The sequence below is a fragment of the Bradyrhizobium sp. LB8.2 genome (assembly GCF_040548035.1).
Lineage (GTDB): Bacteria > Pseudomonadota > Alphaproteobacteria > Rhizobiales > Xanthobacteraceae > Bradyrhizobium.
On record NZ_JBEPQV010000001.1, the window covers coordinates 166,215 to 183,532 of the forward strand.

Annotated in this window: 20 protein-coding genes, 1 tRNA gene and 1 pseudogene; 11 read left to right on the forward strand and 11 right to left on the reverse strand. The window is 61.3% G+C overall.

What is annotated here, in order from left to right; genetic code table 11:
* Nucleotides 1-6: 6 nt before the first annotated feature.
* The gene (locus ABIB06_RS00755) at nucleotides 7-306 is read right to left on the reverse strand and encodes a hypothetical protein (RefSeq protein WP_354047485.1); all 300 of its coding nucleotides are present in this window, start codon (nucleotides 304-306) and stop codon (nucleotides 7-9) included.
* A gap of 565 nt (nucleotides 307-871) precedes the next feature.
* Here ABIB06_RS00755 and ABIB06_RS00760 point away from each other — a divergent pair.
* The 7 genes from ABIB06_RS00760 (at nucleotide 872) to ABIB06_RS00790 (ending at nucleotide 7,372) form a co-directional block, all read left to right on the forward strand.
* Complete coding sequence (locus ABIB06_RS00760) at nucleotides 872-1,714, forward strand: shikimate dehydrogenase (RefSeq protein ID WP_354047483.1); 843 nt, start codon at nucleotides 872-874, stop codon at nucleotides 1,712-1,714.
* Nucleotides 1,715-1,739: 25 nt separating this feature from the next.
* Nucleotides 1,740-2,585 (forward strand): amidohydrolase family protein, encoded by an 846-nt coding sequence (locus ABIB06_RS00765; protein ID WP_354047481.1) that lies wholly within the window; start codon nucleotides 1,740-1,742, stop codon nucleotides 2,583-2,585.
* A 26-nt stretch (nucleotides 2,586-2,611) separates the two neighbouring features.
* The gene (locus ABIB06_RS00770) at nucleotides 2,612-3,766 is read left to right on the forward strand and encodes an ABC transporter substrate-binding protein (RefSeq protein WP_354047479.1); all 1,155 of its coding nucleotides are present in this window, start codon (nucleotides 2,612-2,614) and stop codon (nucleotides 3,764-3,766) included.
* 199 nt (nucleotides 3,767-3,965) lie between these two features.
* The gene (locus ABIB06_RS00775) at nucleotides 3,966-4,481 is read left to right on the forward strand and encodes a hypothetical protein (RefSeq protein WP_354047477.1); all 516 of its coding nucleotides are present in this window, start codon (nucleotides 3,966-3,968) and stop codon (nucleotides 4,479-4,481) included.
* A 44-nt stretch (nucleotides 4,482-4,525) separates the two neighbouring features.
* Nucleotides 4,526-5,110, forward strand: coding sequence for a HutD/Ves family protein (locus tag ABIB06_RS00780; protein ID WP_354047475.1), 585 nt, complete (start codon nucleotides 4,526-4,528; stop codon nucleotides 5,108-5,110).
* Between the two features lie 114 nt (nucleotides 5,111-5,224).
* Nucleotides 5,225-6,415 carry an adenylate/guanylate cyclase domain-containing protein gene (locus ABIB06_RS00785; protein ID WP_354047473.1) on the forward strand — a complete coding sequence of 397 codons (1,191 nt, stop codon included), beginning with the start codon at nucleotides 5,225-5,227 and terminating at the stop codon, nucleotides 6,413-6,415.
* A 159-nt stretch (nucleotides 6,416-6,574) separates the two neighbouring features.
* Nucleotides 6,575-7,372 (forward strand): adenylate/guanylate cyclase domain-containing protein, encoded by a 798-nt coding sequence (locus tag ABIB06_RS00790; protein ID WP_247441111.1) that lies wholly within the window; start codon nucleotides 6,575-6,577, stop codon nucleotides 7,370-7,372.
* 22 nt (nucleotides 7,373-7,394) lie between these two features.
* Here ABIB06_RS00790 and ABIB06_RS00795 read toward each other — a convergent pair whose 3' ends face one another.
* The 3 genes from ABIB06_RS00795 to ABIB06_RS00805 form a co-directional block, all read right to left on the reverse strand.
* A complete protein-coding gene (locus ABIB06_RS00795; protein WP_247441109.1) occupies nucleotides 7,395-7,694 on the reverse strand; it encodes a hypothetical protein in 300 nt (99 codons plus the stop codon).
* Nucleotides 7,695-7,732: 38 nt separating this feature from the next.
* Complete coding sequence (locus tag ABIB06_RS00800) at nucleotides 7,733-7,861, reverse strand: hypothetical protein (protein WP_018455653.1); 129 nt, start codon at nucleotides 7,859-7,861, stop codon at nucleotides 7,733-7,735.
* Nucleotides 7,862-7,939: 78 nt separating this feature from the next.
* Nucleotides 7,940-8,401 carry a universal stress protein gene (locus ABIB06_RS00805; RefSeq protein WP_354047471.1) on the reverse strand — a complete coding sequence of 154 codons (462 nt, stop codon included), beginning with the start codon at nucleotides 8,399-8,401 and terminating at the stop codon, nucleotides 7,940-7,942.
* 326 nt (nucleotides 8,402-8,727) lie between these two features.
* On the opposite strand from ABIB06_RS00805, the gene ABIB06_RS00810 reads away from it, so the two are divergent.
* The 3 genes from ABIB06_RS00810 to ABIB06_RS00820 all read left to right on the forward strand — a co-directional run bounded on the left by ABIB06_RS00810 (nucleotide 8,728) and on the right by ABIB06_RS00820 (nucleotide 9,751).
* On the forward strand, nucleotides 8,728-8,955 hold the full coding sequence (locus ABIB06_RS00810; RefSeq protein WP_354047470.1) for a DUF3551 domain-containing protein: 228 nt from the start codon (nucleotides 8,728-8,730) through the stop codon (nucleotides 8,953-8,955).
* Nucleotides 8,956-9,068: 113 nt separating this feature from the next.
* Nucleotides 9,069-9,296: a glycine zipper domain-containing protein gene (locus ABIB06_RS38845; protein ID WP_502918118.1), complete on the forward strand. Its 228-nt coding sequence runs from the start codon at nucleotides 9,069-9,071 to the stop codon at nucleotides 9,294-9,296.
* A 71-nt stretch (nucleotides 9,297-9,367) separates the two neighbouring features.
* On the forward strand, nucleotides 9,368-9,751 hold the full coding sequence (locus tag ABIB06_RS00820; protein ID WP_247441105.1) for a PLDc N-terminal domain-containing protein: 384 nt from the start codon (nucleotides 9,368-9,370) through the stop codon (nucleotides 9,749-9,751).
* Between the two features lie 487 nt (nucleotides 9,752-10,238).
* Here the strand turns inward: ABIB06_RS00820 and ABIB06_RS00825 are convergent.
* The 5 genes and pseudogenes from ABIB06_RS00825 to ABIB06_RS00845 all read right to left on the reverse strand — a co-directional run.
* Nucleotides 10,239-10,410: pseudogene (locus ABIB06_RS00825) on the reverse strand (SOS response-associated peptidase); the annotation flags it as partial.
* A gap of 251 nt (nucleotides 10,411-10,661) precedes the next feature.
* The gene (locus tag ABIB06_RS00830) at nucleotides 10,662-11,282 is read right to left on the reverse strand and encodes a cysteine hydrolase family protein (RefSeq protein ID WP_354068809.1); all 621 of its coding nucleotides are present in this window, start codon (nucleotides 11,280-11,282) and stop codon (nucleotides 10,662-10,664) included.
* Between the two features lie 44 nt (nucleotides 11,283-11,326).
* Nucleotides 11,327-12,913 carry an MFS transporter gene (locus ABIB06_RS00835; protein WP_354047466.1) on the reverse strand — a complete coding sequence of 529 codons (1,587 nt, stop codon included), beginning with the start codon at nucleotides 12,911-12,913 and terminating at the stop codon, nucleotides 11,327-11,329.
* Complete coding sequence (locus ABIB06_RS00840; protein WP_354047464.1) at nucleotides 12,914-14,005, reverse strand: HlyD family secretion protein; 1,092 nt, start codon at nucleotides 14,003-14,005, stop codon at nucleotides 12,914-12,916.
* 68 nt (nucleotides 14,006-14,073) lie between these two features.
* On the reverse strand, nucleotides 14,074-14,694 hold the full coding sequence (locus tag ABIB06_RS00845; protein WP_354047462.1) for a cysteine hydrolase family protein: 621 nt from the start codon (nucleotides 14,692-14,694) through the stop codon (nucleotides 14,074-14,076).
* A gap of 370 nt (nucleotides 14,695-15,064) precedes the next feature.
* On the opposite strand from ABIB06_RS00845, the gene ABIB06_RS00850 reads away from it, so the two are divergent.
* Complete coding sequence (locus tag ABIB06_RS00850) at nucleotides 15,065-15,697, forward strand: TetR/AcrR family transcriptional regulator (RefSeq protein ID WP_354047461.1); 633 nt, start codon at nucleotides 15,065-15,067, stop codon at nucleotides 15,695-15,697.
* Between the two features lie 208 nt (nucleotides 15,698-15,905).
* Here the strand turns inward: ABIB06_RS00850 and ABIB06_RS00855 are convergent.
* Both ABIB06_RS00855 and ABIB06_RS00860 read right to left on the reverse strand, forming a co-directional pair.
* Nucleotides 15,906-15,981: transfer RNA gene (locus tag ABIB06_RS00855), tRNA-Ile, on the reverse strand.
* A gap of 346 nt (nucleotides 15,982-16,327) precedes the next feature.
* Complete coding sequence (locus tag ABIB06_RS00860) at nucleotides 16,328-17,305, reverse strand: Bug family tripartite tricarboxylate transporter substrate binding protein (RefSeq protein ID WP_354047459.1); 978 nt, start codon at nucleotides 17,303-17,305, stop codon at nucleotides 16,328-16,330.
* Nucleotides 17,306-17,318 lie beyond the last annotated feature (13 nt).

The following is a 17,318-nucleotide window of genomic DNA, read 5'->3' on the forward strand; positions in this document are numbered from 1 at the left end:
CTCTCTTCATTGCGGCGGGGCCGCAATCGTCCGGGTTTGCAATGCGTTCATCTGCTCAAGTGCTTTCAGGAGAGCCTCGCACGCCTTCTCGGCTTCAGCGAAGGTATTGAAGGGGGAGCCGCCAAGTTTGATTGCGGACTTGTTCACCTGGACGGGTCGCCATGAGGCAACCAGGCCCGGCTTTCCGTGAAGGCCAGGACCGGTGCGGTTTTCGTTACTGATCACAAACGAAAATCCGCCGCTGCATGCCATCCAGATTTCAAGCTCATTCACCGGAGTATCGATGCGAGCAAAGTGCAGGGCCATATGACTCTCCAGAGTTTGCTCCGCGGAATTGGCCACGGGCGCAAGTCGTCAGTGCTCACCTGTGCGAATCCCGGGCGGCCGCAATGCCCGAGGTCTCTGATCCCTCGGCTCTCCATGCCGTTAAGTCGCCCGGGAGCAGAATGGGATCGGTCTCAACTTGCTTGTTGCGGTTAACCCCTAAGCCAATGAGCCCGCCCAATACCAACGCGGAGCCTGCAATCATCAACCAGTGCGGCAAGTCCAACACGGGCATTGCAATTCTCCCACTGAAAGGAGCGCGTTACGCAATTGCCTAGCCGAAGCGCGAAACGGATAACCCAATGTATGGATTATTACGGTACTCCGAACTTCGTGCAAGGCACCAAAAAGGGGTGTATTTCTGACCTAAATTCCGCCGGACAAGGGCAAGAGGAGGCGGCTCCTCAGTTGGCCGACGCCAGTTTCCATCCGTACCGCCATCCCGAGATTCAGATTGCGCGCGATAGCCATTCCCTCTAATGGTTTTGTACAATTGACCAAATTAAATGGTCGCGCGCCGAAGGGCGCGGTTTGGGTGGAAGCGCGCATGCCGCAGGCGGATGGGTTTGGTTTGGCGGGCGTGATCGGCATGCCGGTCGCGCATTCGCGCTCGCCCGTCATTCACAATTACTGGCTGAAGGCCCACGGCATCCGCGGCGCCTATGTCCCGCTCGCCGTGGGGCCGGAGCGGCTGGAGGATGCGCTCCGCGGACTTGTCGCGCTCGGCTTCCGCGGATGCAACGTCACCATGCCGCACAAGCAGACGGCGATGCCGCTGCTCGACCGCGTCAACGAGACCGCGAAGCGCATCGGTGCCGTCAACACCATCGTCGTCGAGGAAGACGGCACGCTCTCCGGCTTCAACAATGACGGCAACGGTTTTGTCCAGAACCTGCGCGATGCCAGGCCCGACTGGCGCGGCGACGCCGGGCCGATCCTTTTGTTGGGCGCCGGCGGCGCATCGCGTGCCGTGGTCGTGGCGCTGCTCGAAAACGGCGCGCGCGAGATACGCATCGCCAACCGCACGGCGGAGAAGGCGCAGGCCCTTGCAAACGACTTCGGTTCCGCCATCCGCCCGGTTGCCTGGGACGATCGCGGCGCGGCGCTCGGCGATGTCGCCCTCCTCGTCAACTGCACCGATCGTGGCATGGTCGGCAAGAGCGCGCTGGAGATCGACCTGTCGCGCTTGAGGCCCGAAACGCTCACCGCCGATCTCATCTACACGCCGCTGGAGACGCCGTTCCTGGCTGACGCGCGTGCGCGCGGCTGCGTGACCGTGAACGGGCTCGGCCTCCTGCTCAACCAGGCCCGGCTCGCCTTCAAGGCCTGGTTCGGCGTGATGCCCGACGTGACGCCCGCGCTGATCAAGGCGATCGAAGCGACGTTCTGACACGCACAATGGGGAGTTCTGCGCCATGACACTGCCGGCGTCCCCCAGGATCGATTGCCACGTCCACGCCATCGATCCCGCCCGCTTTCCCTATTCGGACGACACGCCATACCGTCCAAGCGGGCAGGAGATCGCGCCCGCGTCACAGCTCATCCGCGTGTTCGACGCCTTCGACATCAAGCACGCGCTGATCGTCGCCACCAACACCGGTTACGGCAGCGACAGCCGCATCCTGCTCGACACCCTGAGTCAGGGCGGCGGCCGCTTCAAGGGTGTCGCGGTGGTCGAGAACGACGTCGGTATCAGCGAGCTCGAACGTTTGAAGGCGGCCGGCGTGATCGGCGTCGCCTTCAACGTGCCGTTCCACGGCGCCGATTATTATCGCGACACCGCGCCGCTGCTGGAGAAGCTGACCAGCCTCGGCCTGTTCCTCCAGATCCAGGTCGAGCAGGACCAGCTGCTCGACCTTCTGCCGCTGATCGAAAAATCAAATGTGAGCCTGGTGTTCGACCATTGCGGTCGTCCCTCGGTCGTGCAGGACGTGAGGGGCAAAGCATTCCAGGCGCTGCTGGCGATCGGTCGCGAGCGCGACGCGCATGTCAAACTGTCCGGCTATTACAAGTTCGCGCAGCAGCCGCATCCTTACGAGGACGCCTGGCCATTCATCGCCGCACTGGTCGAAGCCTTCACGCTCGATCGCTGCGTCTGGGGCTCGGACTATCCGTTCCTGCGCGCAGCCGAACGGCTTGACTACGGGCCGCTGCTCGCGGTGCTGACAAAACTGTTTCCGGATCCGGACGACCAGCACCGCCTGCTCTGGCGCACGCCGGCAAGGCTGCTCGGCTTCGACGGCGCGGCAGATCAAGCATAACAAGACAACAAAGGGGAGGAGACATCATGAGGCACCTTGCAGGGACGGCCGTCGTGGCGATCGCGGCAGCGCTAGGCGCAAATGGCGCGCAGGCGCAGAGCACGGTCTACATCCCCGATGTCATCGAGCTCTCCGGCCCCGGCGCGGTGTCGGGCACCAACTGGCGCGACGGGGTCGCACTCGCCGTTGACGAGATCAACACTGCCGGCGGCATCCTGGGCCGAAAGATCCAGACCGAGCATCTGGATACCCAGAGCAACCCCGGCGTCTCGCGTGCGCAGGTGCAGAAGGTTTTGGACAGGGATCCCTATGTCGTGCTCGGGCCGATCTATTCCGGCTCGGTCAAGGTCAACATGGCGCTGACGCAACAAGCCGAGATCCCGCAGATCGTCGGCGCCGAGGCGGCCGACATCACCACGCAAGGAAACCCCTGGGTGTTCCGCACCGCCTTCGGCCAGCAATTCTCGATGCCGAAGATCGCCAACTATCTGCACGACAAGCTCAAGGTGAAGACAGTTGCGCTGGTCTGGGTCAACAATGATTTCGGCAAGGGCGGCCACGACAATTTCGCCAAGGAGATGAAGGCGCGCAACATCGAGATCGCGGCCGACATCTCCACCGAGCAGGGCCAGGTCGATTTCGGCTCCGATGTGATCAAGCTCAAGGGCGCCAAGGCCGACGCCGTTTTCGTCTACACCAACGAGGAGGAGAGCGCCCGCTTCCTGATCGAGGCGAAGCGGCAGGGTCTTTCGACCCCGCTGTTCGGCGAGACCACGCTGCTCAGCCAGAAGGTGGTCGAGCTCGCCGGTCCCGCCGCCAACGGCGTGCGCGGCCATGTCGGCCTTTCCGCCGATGCACCGGTGCAGGCGATCGAGGATTTCACCAGGAAGTTCAGCGAGCGCTACAAATACCGGCCCGACCATAACGGCATCAAGGGCTACACCGCCGTCTATCTCGTCAAATACGTGACCGAGAAAGTCGGAAAGTTCGACAGCAAGGCGTTTGGCGCCGCGATGAAGGGCCTGACGCTGGCGCCGGAGAAGGCGCCTGGCATGCTGATGGAGGCAAGCTGGGACCAGAACGGCGACATCGACCGCGCCAGTTTTCTCGCCGAGATCGTCGACGGCAAGCAGAAGATCGTCGAGACGCTGCCGAAGCTGAAGAGCGGAAAGGGCGAGTGAGCAGCCCTCCCGCTGCAATGACGCAAGCCTCGCGCAATCGCGCGATGGGATCAAACTGCCGGGCATTTTTTGCAGCGTTGCACGACGCGGCAACGTCTGCCCGCCAGCTCCGGAGAAGAAAGTCGAGGCAAATCAACTGATCCTTCGCTGGCACAAAAATTGCTGAATGTTTCCGCGCAATGAACACAGGAATGACGACGTGACCAGCGTCAGCTACACCGTCCCGCCGAACTGGACCGCAGGCTCCGACAAATCAGGGGCAAGCAAGAGCAAGAATCCGAACGATCCGAACATGCTGACGACGGGAGCCTATGGCAGCGCGTTCGAGCTGATGCTCGACAGCAAGGCCAATGCCGACGGCACCAGCACGGAGACGCTGACCTACAAGAGCTATTCCGGCAAGACCAACGGCACCTTCTCCGCCACGGCCGAGAGCGGTACGGGAGCCGATCTCGGCAGTGCCTATCAGTCGCTGCTTGCCACGCTTCACGCCAATGGTGAGATGGACGACAAGACCTCCGCGCAGCTCAACGACGCTATGGGCCAGCTCGATGCCAAGTCCGAAGGCGGAGCCAAGGATGCCGCCATCTCCGGCGGCGGCATGCTGGTGCAAGCCGGCGGCCCCGTCTATTTCAGCGGCATCTCGGCCTATCAGAACCAGTTCGTGGATTCGCTCGTCAACGAGCTGAGCAGCAGGCTCGACGCGAAGGCGTGAGACGATTAATGATGTGCGGGTGATCCCCGTCGGACGCCCATACCATGAAAACCACGCTGCTGAAATCCGAAGACTACGCCCGTTCGCCCTGGAAGAACGGCGGCGGCATCTTTACCGATATCGCGGATGCGCATCGCCCAGGCAGCCCGGTGAAGGATTGGGACAGCCTGCTGTGGCGCTTCGCATCCACGCCGATCGTGGCGCCCGGGCCGTTCTCCCATATGTCCGGCATCGACCGCTTGCAGATGGTGATCGGCGGGCGCGGGCTGGTGCTCAAAGCTCCGGGGCGGGAGTTCGACGAGCGCGAGCCGTTCACGACCGTGCGCTTCACCGGCGAGATGGAGATCGTCACCGAGCTCGAGGCCGGCCCGGTCGAGGTCGTCAATCTGATGGCGCGACGCGGTGCGGCGGAGATCGAACTGTTGGCACTCCGGGAGCCCGGTGAGCGGCAACTGCCCGCCGGCACGCATCTCATCCATGCGGTGTCCGGCGATTGCAGCATTCGTCTCGACGGTGTGGGTTTTGCGATTTCGCACGAAAACACGTTGAAGGTCGAACTGACCGGGGCATCGACGCTCGTGCTCGTTTCGGGGCTGGCCGTGCTGGGGTCTATCCGGATCGTCGGTTGAACGGCGATCCTGCCCACCGAGCGATGCGCACAATCCGTGCATCTGGCCAGGTTGACGCCGCAGCGTCGGAGCACGATATCTGGCCTGATGCAGACCGCCGCTGAAGGGCAGGATATGACCGCGCCAGACAAAAACTCCGCCACGCTGTCCGACGGCGTCGTCGACTGGCTGACCAACGGCACGCGCGACCAGCGCTTCATCGACAACATCTTTGCCGAGATGTGCATCCGGCTCCAGCAGGCCGGCATTCCGCTGGCGCGGTCGACGCTTCACGTGCTGATCCAGCACCCGCAATGGCTCGGGGCCCGCTTCATGTGGTCCGACGGCATGCGCGAGGCGGAGATCGCGCGGGTCGACTATGACGTTCGCGAGCGGTCCGAATTTATCGGCAGTCCCGCCAACGAAATGTTCGACGGCGCAACCGAGGTGCGCGAGAATCTCGAACGCGACCCCTCGCTCGGCCGCAAGCACGCCCTCTACGACGAGATGCGCGCGAAAGGCCTGACCGAATACGTGGCTTGGCCGCTCTATCACACGCTCGGCAAGCGCCATCTCGTCACCTTCGCGACCGACCGGCCCGGCGGCTTCGACGCCGCGCATATCGCCGCACTCAATAACATATTGCCGGTGCTGTCGCTCGTCAGCGAAATCCGCGTCAAAAACCGCCTGGCGCGGACGCTGCTCGAGACCTATGTCGGCTCCCACGCCGGCGAGCTCATCCTGGCCGGCGCCACCAGGCGCGGCACCGGCACGACGGTACGCGCCGCGATCATGATCTGCGACCTGCGCGAGTTCACGAAAATCTCCGACAACTGGCCGCGCGACGACGTCATCGATCTGCTCAACGACTATTTCGACGCGATGTCGGAGCCGATCGCGCGGCACGGCGGCGAGATCCTGAAATTCATCGGCGACGGCCTGCTCGCCATCTTCCCGCTCAGCGAGCCCAACGCCTGCGCAAACCTGCTGCATGCCGTGACCGAAGGCCGTCGGGCCATGGTCGCCCTGAACGAACGGAATAACGGGACCGGCCGCGCGCCGCTGAATTACGGCATCGGCGTCCATGTCGGCGACGTCATGTACGGTAATATCGGATCGAGCACCCGGCTCGACTTCACCGTGATCGGCCCCGCCGTCAACATGGCCTCGCGGCTCGAAGCTTTGACCAAGCAATTGGGAAAGACGGTGCTGCTGTCGCGCGACTTCGCCGATCTAGTCGATCGCCAGTTCGATCTGGAGCGCTTGGGCGAGCACGAGGTGCGCGGCTTCAGTGAACCGATCGAGCTGTTTGCGTATCACGGCTGAGGCGGGATGCCCGCGGCCACGCAGGTGTCCCCAATCGCGGGAAGCAAGATTTGCTGGTCTCGCCGCACGCGTCAAGCGCGTCCTGTTGCCAACGCAGGATTGTGTGACTACGCTTGGCGCCAGGCCCGCCCAAGCGTTTGATCGATCGGCCGCACGTTCATGCCAAAATTCCTTCGCATCGGACTCCATCAGTCGAACATATCCGGATACACGTCGAAGGCGTGGTGTGTCCGGCGCGTGGGCACGGCAATCTTCCTGAAATGGGGCGCCGTCGAGGTCCAGGGCGCGGGCGACGGCCGGAAGGTCTACTGGACGCGTCTGCCGCAGGAGAAAACAATTCGCTGCGGCAGCGCGCAGCGTGCCCAGGATTATGCAAAGGCCGCGATCGCGCGGCGCCGCAACCATCGCTATGAGCCGCTGGTTGGCGCGATCGTGCTCCGGCGCCGACCCGCGGGGGGCAACACCGAACTCAAGCAAGCCCTCGCCACAATCCTGATCGTCGATATCGTCGGTTCCACCGCAAAAGCGGCAAAGCTCGGCGATATCCGCTGGACCAAGGTGATGGGCCATTATTACGCGGCGGTCCGCAAGGAGCTGAAGAGTTCGCGCGGCAAGGAAGTCGTGACGACGGGCGACGGCGTGCTGGCGACCTTCAAGAAGCCCGCCGCTGGCATCTCTTGCGCGACCGCGATCCGGAAGGCCGTGCGCACGCTCGGCCTCGAGATCAGGGTTGGTCTGCATGCCGGCGAATACACGGTGAGCGGCACTGAGGCGGTCGGCCTCGCCTTCCACATCGGCACCCGCGTCGCCGCCCAGGCGCGCGCCGGGGAGGTGCTGGTGTCGAGCGCGGTCAAGGAGCTCCTGGTGTCGCAGCCCGAGATCCGCTTCAGGGATCACGGCGTGCACCAGCTCAAGGGCGTGCCGGAGCGGTGGAGGCTGTGGCGGCTGGAAGGGTGAGGAGCTTGCGCGAGGGTCGGCGTCAATCCACTTCAACATGATCGCATTCGACGCACTGATACACACGCTGTCCCGTACTCAGCACGGTCGCGAGGCGCAGTTTCCGCACGGCCTGGAGAATGGAGACCGGAGAAAACCGCTTGTGCAGGAACGTCGCATGGGCGGGCAGGGGACCGGTGAGGCTGCCGGACATGACGAGGATATTGAGTTTCGGCACACGAGCGCCAGCTTCAAATCTCCCGTGCAGATGGCGCCCGCCCGGCGCAGGACCAGCCGCAGCATTTCGAGAGAGCCCGGCCTGGGAGCCCAGGCTATTGGTCAATCGACCTCACCTCGACAGTACAGGCCAGCAACTCAACATCACCGCACCCCCGTGCCCTTGCAGCGCTGGCACTTCACCACCTTGTCGCCCTTCTTGAGCAAGCCTTTGCCCTCGCAATTTTTGCATTTCTGCTTCTTCTTGATGTTCGGGCCTTTTTCATTCGTCATGAAATTCTCCTGCCGCCAGAGGGCGGTGTTGTGCGGCCGTTCAGCGGACCGCTGAGCGGGCTCGGATAAGCCCTACACTCATGCCGGCTTCGGCACCACCAGCACGGGTACGCTTCCGTCCACCAGGACCTCGGATGTCTGGCTGCCCAAAAACAGCTTCCTGAGGCCGCGACGCCCATGGGAGGCCATGACGATCAGGTCGCAGCCCCTGGACTTTGCGGTTTCAATGATCGCAGTCGCCGGGTGCGCATTCGGAACATGCAAGAATTCTGCAGACGTGCCGATCTGCTCCGACATCGCGCGTGCTTCGTCGAGCACCTTGCCCGCACGGGCCTTGCAGGCGGCGTCAAAACTATCGATCTCGTCCCGGCTCGGAATCCATCCCGAGTCGTGCCCGCCGCCATAGTCGACCGGCAGCGCTTCCGTCACGGTGATGATCGTCAGCCTGGCGTTCAAGGCCTTCGCCAGGGTGATGCCATGCTCAACGCCCTTTCTCGCGACGTCCGATCCATCCGTGCTCAAGAGAATGTTGGCGTACATTTGGTGGCTCCCTTGCTCCTCGAACAAAGTGATGCCTGGCCAATATGGTCCGGTACGCGCCGTGGGTCCACGCGCGTTTTCTTTGGCTTGCGCCGGCGATGCCGGGCCTGAATTGCTATTGAAACCTTACAGGCTCAACTTCGCTAGCGCCGCCATCATGCACTTTGCATCGTCCAGGCGCGTCAATTCGCCGGCCGCCGTCGCCCCGAGCACTTTTCGCGCCAAGCAGCATCAATAAACGCCCCAGCGTCTGGCAAGGGGTTTTACTGGCTGGATTGCCCCCGCGTCGCCAGTATATTCATCTTCATCTATCCATGGAGGTCGAGATGCATCGCCTCGTTCCGATGCTGGCGTTACTCACCACCGCTATATCCCTTGCTTTCTTGGAGCCGGTCCGGGCTGCCGAGACAGATCGATACTGCCTGCGAGGTCGCAATTGGGGCTTTCCGGGCAATTGTCAGTTCGCCACCCGCTCGCAATGCCTGGCTGCCGCTTCTGGCACGAACGCATATTGCGGCATCAATCCGCGCTATGCCGCTTCGCGGCGACGCTAATAACCGCTCGGAGCTAAGCCATTCGGCGCTACCGCATGGCAGAAGCGGTCAATCAAGGAAAACCCCCGATGCGAAAGCTTGCACTGTTCGTCATCCTGCTCTCGTTCGCAGGAATGGTTCCTTCCAGCGAGTCATTTGCTCAGAGTGCGCTTCGAGGTGCCGTCATTGGTGGTGCTGTCGGTGGTCGCCGCGGTGCTGCCATAGGAGCTACGGCCGGAGCCATCGCTGGCGCCCACCGGCGACATCAGCATTGGCATCGATATTATTGGAGGAACGGCAGCTGCTGGCATCGCTCGACCAGCGGAAGGTCGCACCGCGTGTCGCATCGGTACTGCCGTTGAGCCAGCGCGGAGTGGGTCGCGCGACTGGCGTGCGGCAAAGATCGAGAACGGCAACTCAATAGGGGATCGCAATGTTCTTCGCTCAGGAAGGATTCACATATCGAAATTTTCTGATGGATATGATTGCCGTATTCGCATTTGTCGTCTGGTTCTGGCTGCTCATCGTCATCTATGGCGACCTGTTCAGGCGCCACGACATTTCCGGATGGGGCAAGGCACTGTGGGTGCTCGCGCTGGTTCTAACCTCCTATCTGGGCATCTTTGCCTACCTCATCACCCAAGGCAGGGGGATGGCGGAACGCAGCGCCGAGCAGGCTCAGCGGGCGCGCGAGGAATTACGGCACGTCGTCGGCTTTAGTGTCGCCGACGAGCTTTCCAAGCTCGATCAGCTCAAACAATCGGGATCCATAACCGATATCGAGTACGGGCGCCTTCGCACCAAGCTGGTCTCTTAACCGTCGGTGCGCGACGCATGCGAAGCGGTGAGGGAAGCACGGAGGCCTGTGATGCTCGCAAAGCCTTTTGGCACCGTTGGAGCTTTTATAGCTGGCTTTGCGATTGCGTGGACTGAAAGCGCGCATGCGGAAATATTCATAACAACCGCCAACATATCGCAGGGCGAGCTGGTCATCGTCGGAAGAGTAAGACGACCCCGCGAGCCCAGCGTGGAGATCAGGATCGGTCCAAGCAAAACCGTGAAAGTCGAGAGCACTCCGACCGGAGGGTTTCGGTGGATTGGACCGGAGTTTCCGTCCACTTGTATCGTAAAGATCACGTCCGGACCGGATACGAGAGACGTGGTGATACAGAACTGCGGCCTCCCCGGACCGGCGGGTCCCCCAGGGCCGGCCGGACCTGCAGGCCCGATCGGACCGCCCGGGCCAAAAGGGAATTAGAAGGCAGATTTTCGTCTTCCAGGTTTGCAGGTTGCCCACCGGATCGCTCTCGCATCGCGAACCAGACGTCCCCGCCCTCGGCCTTGTTGAATTCGCGCAAGCTGTTGAATGGCACCACGCAGCGGTGCTCCGAACCCAGCCAGCGCGTCCAGTTGCTTGCTGTTCACGTTGCAGATGTTGGTCGTGCCGCCGTCGGGCTCCATCCGGAGCAATTGCTTGCGATAGCGCGGTTGAACAGATGGGCACGCATCTGTGGCGGTAACCGAGGCGGTCGATTGCTAAGGGCCGCGGATCTCTAGCCAAATATTTGAAAGCTCTGGTGGGCCCGGCAGGACTCGAACCTGCAACCAGACCGTTATGAGCGATAACGGACGTGGTTGTTGATTTTGCTGGGCGTTCGTTTGAGATCAATCGCATTCGGCGCGCTTTGTCGAGGTCGTTTCTGGTACGAAACGGGTGCGGTACCTGATCACGAAGGCAGCCGTTCCAGTAGCTCCTTCGTCGTCAGGATCGCATGGGCAAACATTGGGGCGTTAGTCTCGGCAGCCTTCATGCCTTCGGCGCTGAATGCGGCTGTCGCATCTTTCACAAGCGTGACGTGATACCCGAGTTCCATGCCGAAGCGGCCGGTCGACTCGATGCAACTATTCGCAATTAGGCCCACGAGGATGATCTTTTGGATTCCATGCTGCTTCAACTGGAGGTCGAGATCCGTATTTGCGAAGCCGCTTTGCGCCCAATGTTCCTTGACAACTACATCTCCTTCCTGGGGGCCAAATTCGGGATTGAACTCTCCGCCCCACGTCCCGGCTTCGAACGCCTTGGTTGGCAAGCCTGCCTTCTGGAACATGTTGATGTGCTCCCAGCCGTTGAAATCGTGCGGATGTGAGCGATGATGCGGCACAATGAAAACCTGGATCTTGGCTGAACGCACTTTAGGCAACAACCTGCGGAGATTTCCGAACATTCCTGACGCGTCGGCAGTTTCCTTGATGGCATTGAAGAGCTTTCCGCCTTCGCTCATGAAGTCGTTATACGGATCGACGACGAGAAGCGCAGTGCGGTCGGCGGCGTAGGTGTGGGTTGTCATATTGTCCTCGTTCTTTCATCATGATTGTTGGTGCGACAGGCTTGCTAGGTGCCCGATTTGGGAGAGAACGGTCCGACGGGCGGCGGATTCATGAAGGCAACGCAGACCAGGGCAAGGATGGCAAACCAGGTCGTGAGCCAGAATGCGTCGATATAGGCCAAGGTGTTGGCCTCCCGCTGCATGGCGGCTGCGAGCGTGCTTGTTGCGCGCGTTGCGGTGGCAGACGCGCCGTGTGAGACGAAGGGGGCTGCCATTTGCGACAGCGTGTGAACAAGGTCCGCGTCTCCGCGGGCAACATTCAAGCCAAGCAGATTGGACGAAACTTGTTCGCGTATCCTCAGCCAGGTCGCCATCAAGGAAACGCCAAATTCGGCACCACAGAGGCGCATCACTTGAATATATGCGGCGAAGGCTGTGGAGCGGTCAGGGTTCGAGTTGGCCAAGGCGAACATGACGGCGGCAAACAGGGCAAAGCACTGCCCAACGGATTGCAGCAACGCCATCGGAATGAAGTCGGCAAGCGACCACTCGTGCGTCAATTGCGTGCCGAGGAGGCCCGCCGCCGCAAACGCAGCAAGCCCGACGATCAAGGTGATCCGCAGGTCGTGTGTCTTGACCAGGTAGACCGACAGGGGCACGAGCACCAGCATTGGCAGCGTCGCGTAGATCAGGAACAGCGGACCTGACTGATCCAGCCGTAGTTGCGTTATGTTTGTGAGGAAGCCGGGCGCCAGGGAGGAATTAGAAAGGCTCGTCAGCGTGAACAGCAGCACCGTCAGCAAGGCGAGCCCGATGTTGCGGGACAAGAGGACGGTGGCGTACGCCCACGGCTTCTCGACGAGCGATTCGTTGACGAAGAATCCGACAGTCAATACGCCACCGCTCACCAGCAGTGAAACGACCGTACCCGAATTGAGCCAATCGAGACGGTTTCCCTGATCGAGACCGGCGAATATCATGGCCGCTCCGCAACCTAGCAGAAGCATTCCGCCCCAATCCGCGTCTTTTACGAGTTCCTCGTTGACGGCCTCGTGTGGGGTGCCCCAATAAGTGAGCAGCGCCATCAAAGGAGCTATCAGCGCGCCTTGCCAATAGATCCATTCCCAGCCGGCGTGCTCCAGATAAAAACCGACTAGCGCAACGCCCGAATTCATTGAGAACCCGACGCGGATACAATAGATCGCCAGCGCCGGCACCCACCATTGGATCGGGAGCGCACGGATGATTACCAGGAGCGTCGCTGGAACGAAGATGCCGAGAAGAAATCCGTGAACAATATTCAACGCCAGAAGCGCGTGAAAGTCGCGGACCAAGGGGATAAGGAGTGACACGACGGCGTAAATCAAGCTCGGAATTCCGAGAACCCGGCGCACGCCGAAGGCTGTCGCCAACCAAGCAACGGCGGGAGCGATCAGGATTTGTGGCGCGGTACCAGCCGTGTTGAACCAGGCGCCTTCGTCGAAGCTCATGGCCATGGCGCCACGGATATCGGGGAGCGCCAGCGAGAACAGCCGGGTGTCGAAGCTTGCGAGAAACGCCCCGAGCATGACAGCCGCAACCGCAACGAGAGGTCTCTGCGAGACGTTTCCGACCGAAATCGGGCCGCTTTCGATGACATTAGTTCGTGACATCTATTCACCGATCCCTTCGATATGGATCCGGGTCGTGGCCGACATGCCAGGCAGCAACCGTGCGAGGAGAGGCTGACCCGCGTCCAGTTCGATCCGCACCGGGATTCTTTGCACTACCTTCGTGAAGTTGCCCGTCGCGTTGTCTGGTGGAAGCAGCGCAAACTGTGATCCGCTTGCCGGCGCGATGCGCTCGACCCGGCCATGCAGGGTCTGGTCTCCGAAGGTGTCCACGATAATGTCGACGTTCTGACCGGCTCGGACCCGCCTGAGCTGGGTCTCCTTGTAATTCGCCATGACGTAGACGTTAGGCAGCGGAACCACGTTGATCAGGCTGCTGCCGATCGTGACGTAATCCCCCGGCTGCACCTGTCGTTCACTGACGACGCCGTCGAAGGGAGCCACGATGGTCGTGTAGCCGAACCGAAGCTTGGCTGCTTCCAGGGCCGCTTGAACTCCGAGCAGGTCGCCCGCGCGCTGCTGCCTGGTTCCTGCCAGCACTTCCAGTTGATGACGCTGGGCGGAGACGAGGGCCGTGCTTGCATTGACGTCGGCTTGGGCCTTGGCATAGGCGGCGATCGCCTGCTCAAGCTTCTGTCGAGTCCCCGAAGATGTCTGCGAGAGGGTCTGCTGACGCTCTTCCTCCTGCTGAGCCGCGAGCTCGAGCGCCTGCAGCGACGCGCGCTGGGCCCCCGCCTGGGCGATGGTCGCATTCTGAAGCTCGACCTGATTGCCGAGATTATCGAGGGCGGCTCTTGCGCTCACGACGGCTGCCTCGGCCTGGGAGACCTGAGCGTCGTAGTCGGCGGGATCAATTCGAATCAAAAGATCGCCAGCCTTCACACGCTGGAAATCGACGACGTCGACCGATTTGACTGCTCCGGCTACCCGGCTACTCAAGCGCGTCATCTCCGCTCTCACATAGGCGTCGTTCGTGGTTTGAAGCGACAGGCTCGCCATCCAGGAATCCCATCGAAGAGTTGCCAGCGCAACAAATCCAGTCGCGACGGCAATCGCTGCCAACGGAATAACCAGACGGCGCCACGTGTGAAGGGCTGGAATTCCTGAACGACCAATGGTGTTTGTCCGGGTCATTTCGTCCACTTGGCTGGACGGCGGCGGAGCGTCGGCGAAAAAGCCGCGCTTCGCCGCCGAGTGACCTTCTAGGCGAGCTCGATGGCCGCGAGGAAGCTGTCGATCGTCGTAACTTCGTGCCCGAAGGTTGGATACGAAAGCTTAAGAGCGGCGTTGTGAGCCTCTTCGGTGAACTCCGCGACCGCATCGGTCAGAAACGTCACGTGAAAGCCTTCCTCCAGGGCGTGGCGACCGGCGCTTTCGACGCAGGTGTGGGACGTCAGGCCCGCAAGCACGACCTTCTCGATCTTTGCCTCCCGTAGCTTGGCCAGCATGTCTGTATTGACGAAGCTGTCGAAACTTCGGTGTCTGCTGACGATCGTGTCGCCGTCACGGGGCGCGAAGGCTTCGTAGAAATCCCCGCCCCACTGGCCCTTCCAGAAGACCTTGTTTTCCATCGCCCACTGCCAGTTCGGATGCACGTGACGGACGTCGTCGAAGCTGTGCTCGTGAAGGCCATGCGGCACGTAGAAGATCTTGACGCCCGCAGCGCGCGCTCCCTTGATGAGGCGCGCGAGATGCGCCTTGAGGTCCGTCTTCCTGAGCATCGGGCCGATACGGCCGGCCAGCTTGCCCTTGTCGTCGAGGAAGTCGTTGAGCAGGTCGACCAGCAGGAGGGCCGTGTCCTTGGTTGAGTAGTTCTCTTTCATGGCAGCTTCTTTCCGATGTTGTGACCGGGGGAGCATTAATCCCGGCACCGGTCACTGAGCGGGATGGGTCGATAGAGTTTAATTTCGATACGTGACGTATTATATTACGAACGTCATTGCAATAGATTCGATACGATACGTAGTGATTTATTTTAGGGCGTTCCTAGGAGCCGGGGCGATGTTGCTCTGGTTCCGTCGGTCAAGAGCAGTGGCGGGGTGCGGCTACGGGGCAACGGACCATGCTGGGCGGCGGTCGACGTTGGGCTCGGGTCAATTCCGAGGACATTTAGTCGGGGGAAAGTCAGTCGCGGCGTGGGCCTGTCTTTCCCTGCGCAGGCAAGGTGTGATAACGATACGGATCGTATCATAAATGACGAGCCTGGACATGGTAAGAAATGGACCGCCTTCCGAGACAGCTTCACCTGGGCGCCCGCGCAGCGAAGCCTCGAGGCTGGCGGTTCTGGAAGCGACAATTTCGCTCTTGAATTCCACGACTGTTCGCGAGCTCACCATTGAAGCTATCGCGCACAAGGCGGGTGTCGGTAAGACAACGATCTACCGATGGTGGCCCAGCAAGACGGCAGTTGCCATTGAGGCCTTCATTGACGTCATGCTTCCAAATACGCCGGTCCCGCACACCAAGAGTGCCGGCGAAGACATCAGCAACCATCTTTCACTTCTGGTGCGACGATATAATGGAAAGCTTGGGCGGATCGTTGCCGAACTGCTCGCGGAAGGACAATCGGAGCCCGAAATGCTCGCAGATTTTCGCCAGCGCTTTTTTGCCGGGCGCCGCGTCGCGATACGCGAAGTCATCGAGCGTGGAATCAAAAGTGGTGAGTTCGACAGCAAGCTTGATGTCGAGATCGCACTGGATACTCTCTATGGCGCGATCTACTTCCGCCTGATTCTAGGTCATTTGCCGCTGGACCAGGAGTTTGGCAAGGCGTTAGCGCGGTTCGCGATGAATATCTTGAAGGCCAAGTCGAAGTCCGGACGGTGAAGTACGCGTTCCTCCAATCTTCGCCGATCTGACGTCTTTGTACGCCACGCTTTCTAATTTTGCGATCCGGGGCAAACAAACCTTTGTCATTTCGCCCATCACATATTGTGTTCCTGGCTAATAAGTGCGGTCAGCGGCACCTCTTCGGATAACTGGTGCGGCGTCCCCACACGGAGGAGGAAGAGAATCGATAAGCGATTGACTTCATTGGTGGGCCCGGCAGGACTCGAACCTGCAACCAGACCGTTATGAGCGGCCGGCTCTAACCATTGAGCTACAGGCCCCGCCGCGAGACGGCCGCGAGAAAGCGTGGCCGGCAACGGTGCGCGGTTCGTTTACAGGGATGGAGCCGGGGGTGCAATGCTGGCTCTGGCGGATGGAAACGTCGGCTCAGCATCGCCGGTAATTTTTGAATACCCGAAACTGCGACGATGCACTTATGCTCCTGTTTTGCCCGACAAGTCAAATTGCCATGCCTAGGGCTCGATTTTTCGCCGCCGTAACCCCTTGTGATCACTTGATCTTTCTACTGTGCATGGGGTTGTTTTCGCGGTTTTTGCTTTGAGGGGGACCAGCGGCTCCCCCTGACGTCTTGCCGGCGGGCTACAGCCCCTTGTCCGCGGGACGGCGCTAATCCACCGACACCCCGGCGAACTCCACCACCTTGCGCCACTTCTCGGTCTCATCGGTGACCAGCTTGCCGAACTCGGCCGGCGTCATTGGCTTGGGGATGCCGCCGGTTTCGGCGAGACGTGCGATCAGCTTCGGGTCCTTCAGCGCTTCGCCGACGGCCTTGTTGAGGATATCGATCACGTCCGGCGGCGTGCCCTTCGGCGCGGAGATGCCGTAAAAGCCGACCGCTTCGAAGCCGGGCACGGTTTCGGCGATCGCGGGCACATCGGGCACGCTCGGCCAGCGCTGCGGCGAGGTCACGCCGAGTGCGCGGACATTGCCGCCCTTGGCCTGCTCCAGCGCGGACGGAAGGTTGTCGAAGATCAGCTGCACCTTGTTGGAGATGATGTCGGGAAAGGCGATCGCCGAGCCGCGATAGGGCACGTGCACCATGTCGCATTTGGTCATCACCTTGAACAACTCGGCCGACATGTGCACCGAGGTGCCGTTGCCGGAGGAGGCGAAGGAGATTTTTCCGGGATTGGCCTTGCAGTAGTCGATGAACTCCTGAACCGTCTTCGCGGGGAACGCGTTGGAGACGACCAGCATGTTGGTGAGCTGCATGATGCTCGCGACCGGCACGGTGTCGCGCAGGAAGTCGAACGGCAGCTTCTTGTACAGCGAGGTCGAGATCGCGTTGTTGGGCGCGACGAACAGCAGCGTATAGCCGTCCGCCGGCGAGCTGATCGCGGCCGCGGCGGCGATGTTGCCGCCCGAGCCGGTGCGGTTCTCGACGATGAACTGCTGGCCGAGACGGTCCGACAGCCATTGCGCCATGATCCGCGCGACGATATCGACCGGGCCGCCGGCGGAGAAGCCGATGATCCAGTGCACGGGACGATCGGGATATCCGGCTGCGGAGGCGGGAGCTGCGGCGCTGAACAGGCCTGAAATGATCGCGAGCCCGAAAACAGCGCTCCGCAAAATTCGCAACATGACGTCTCCCATT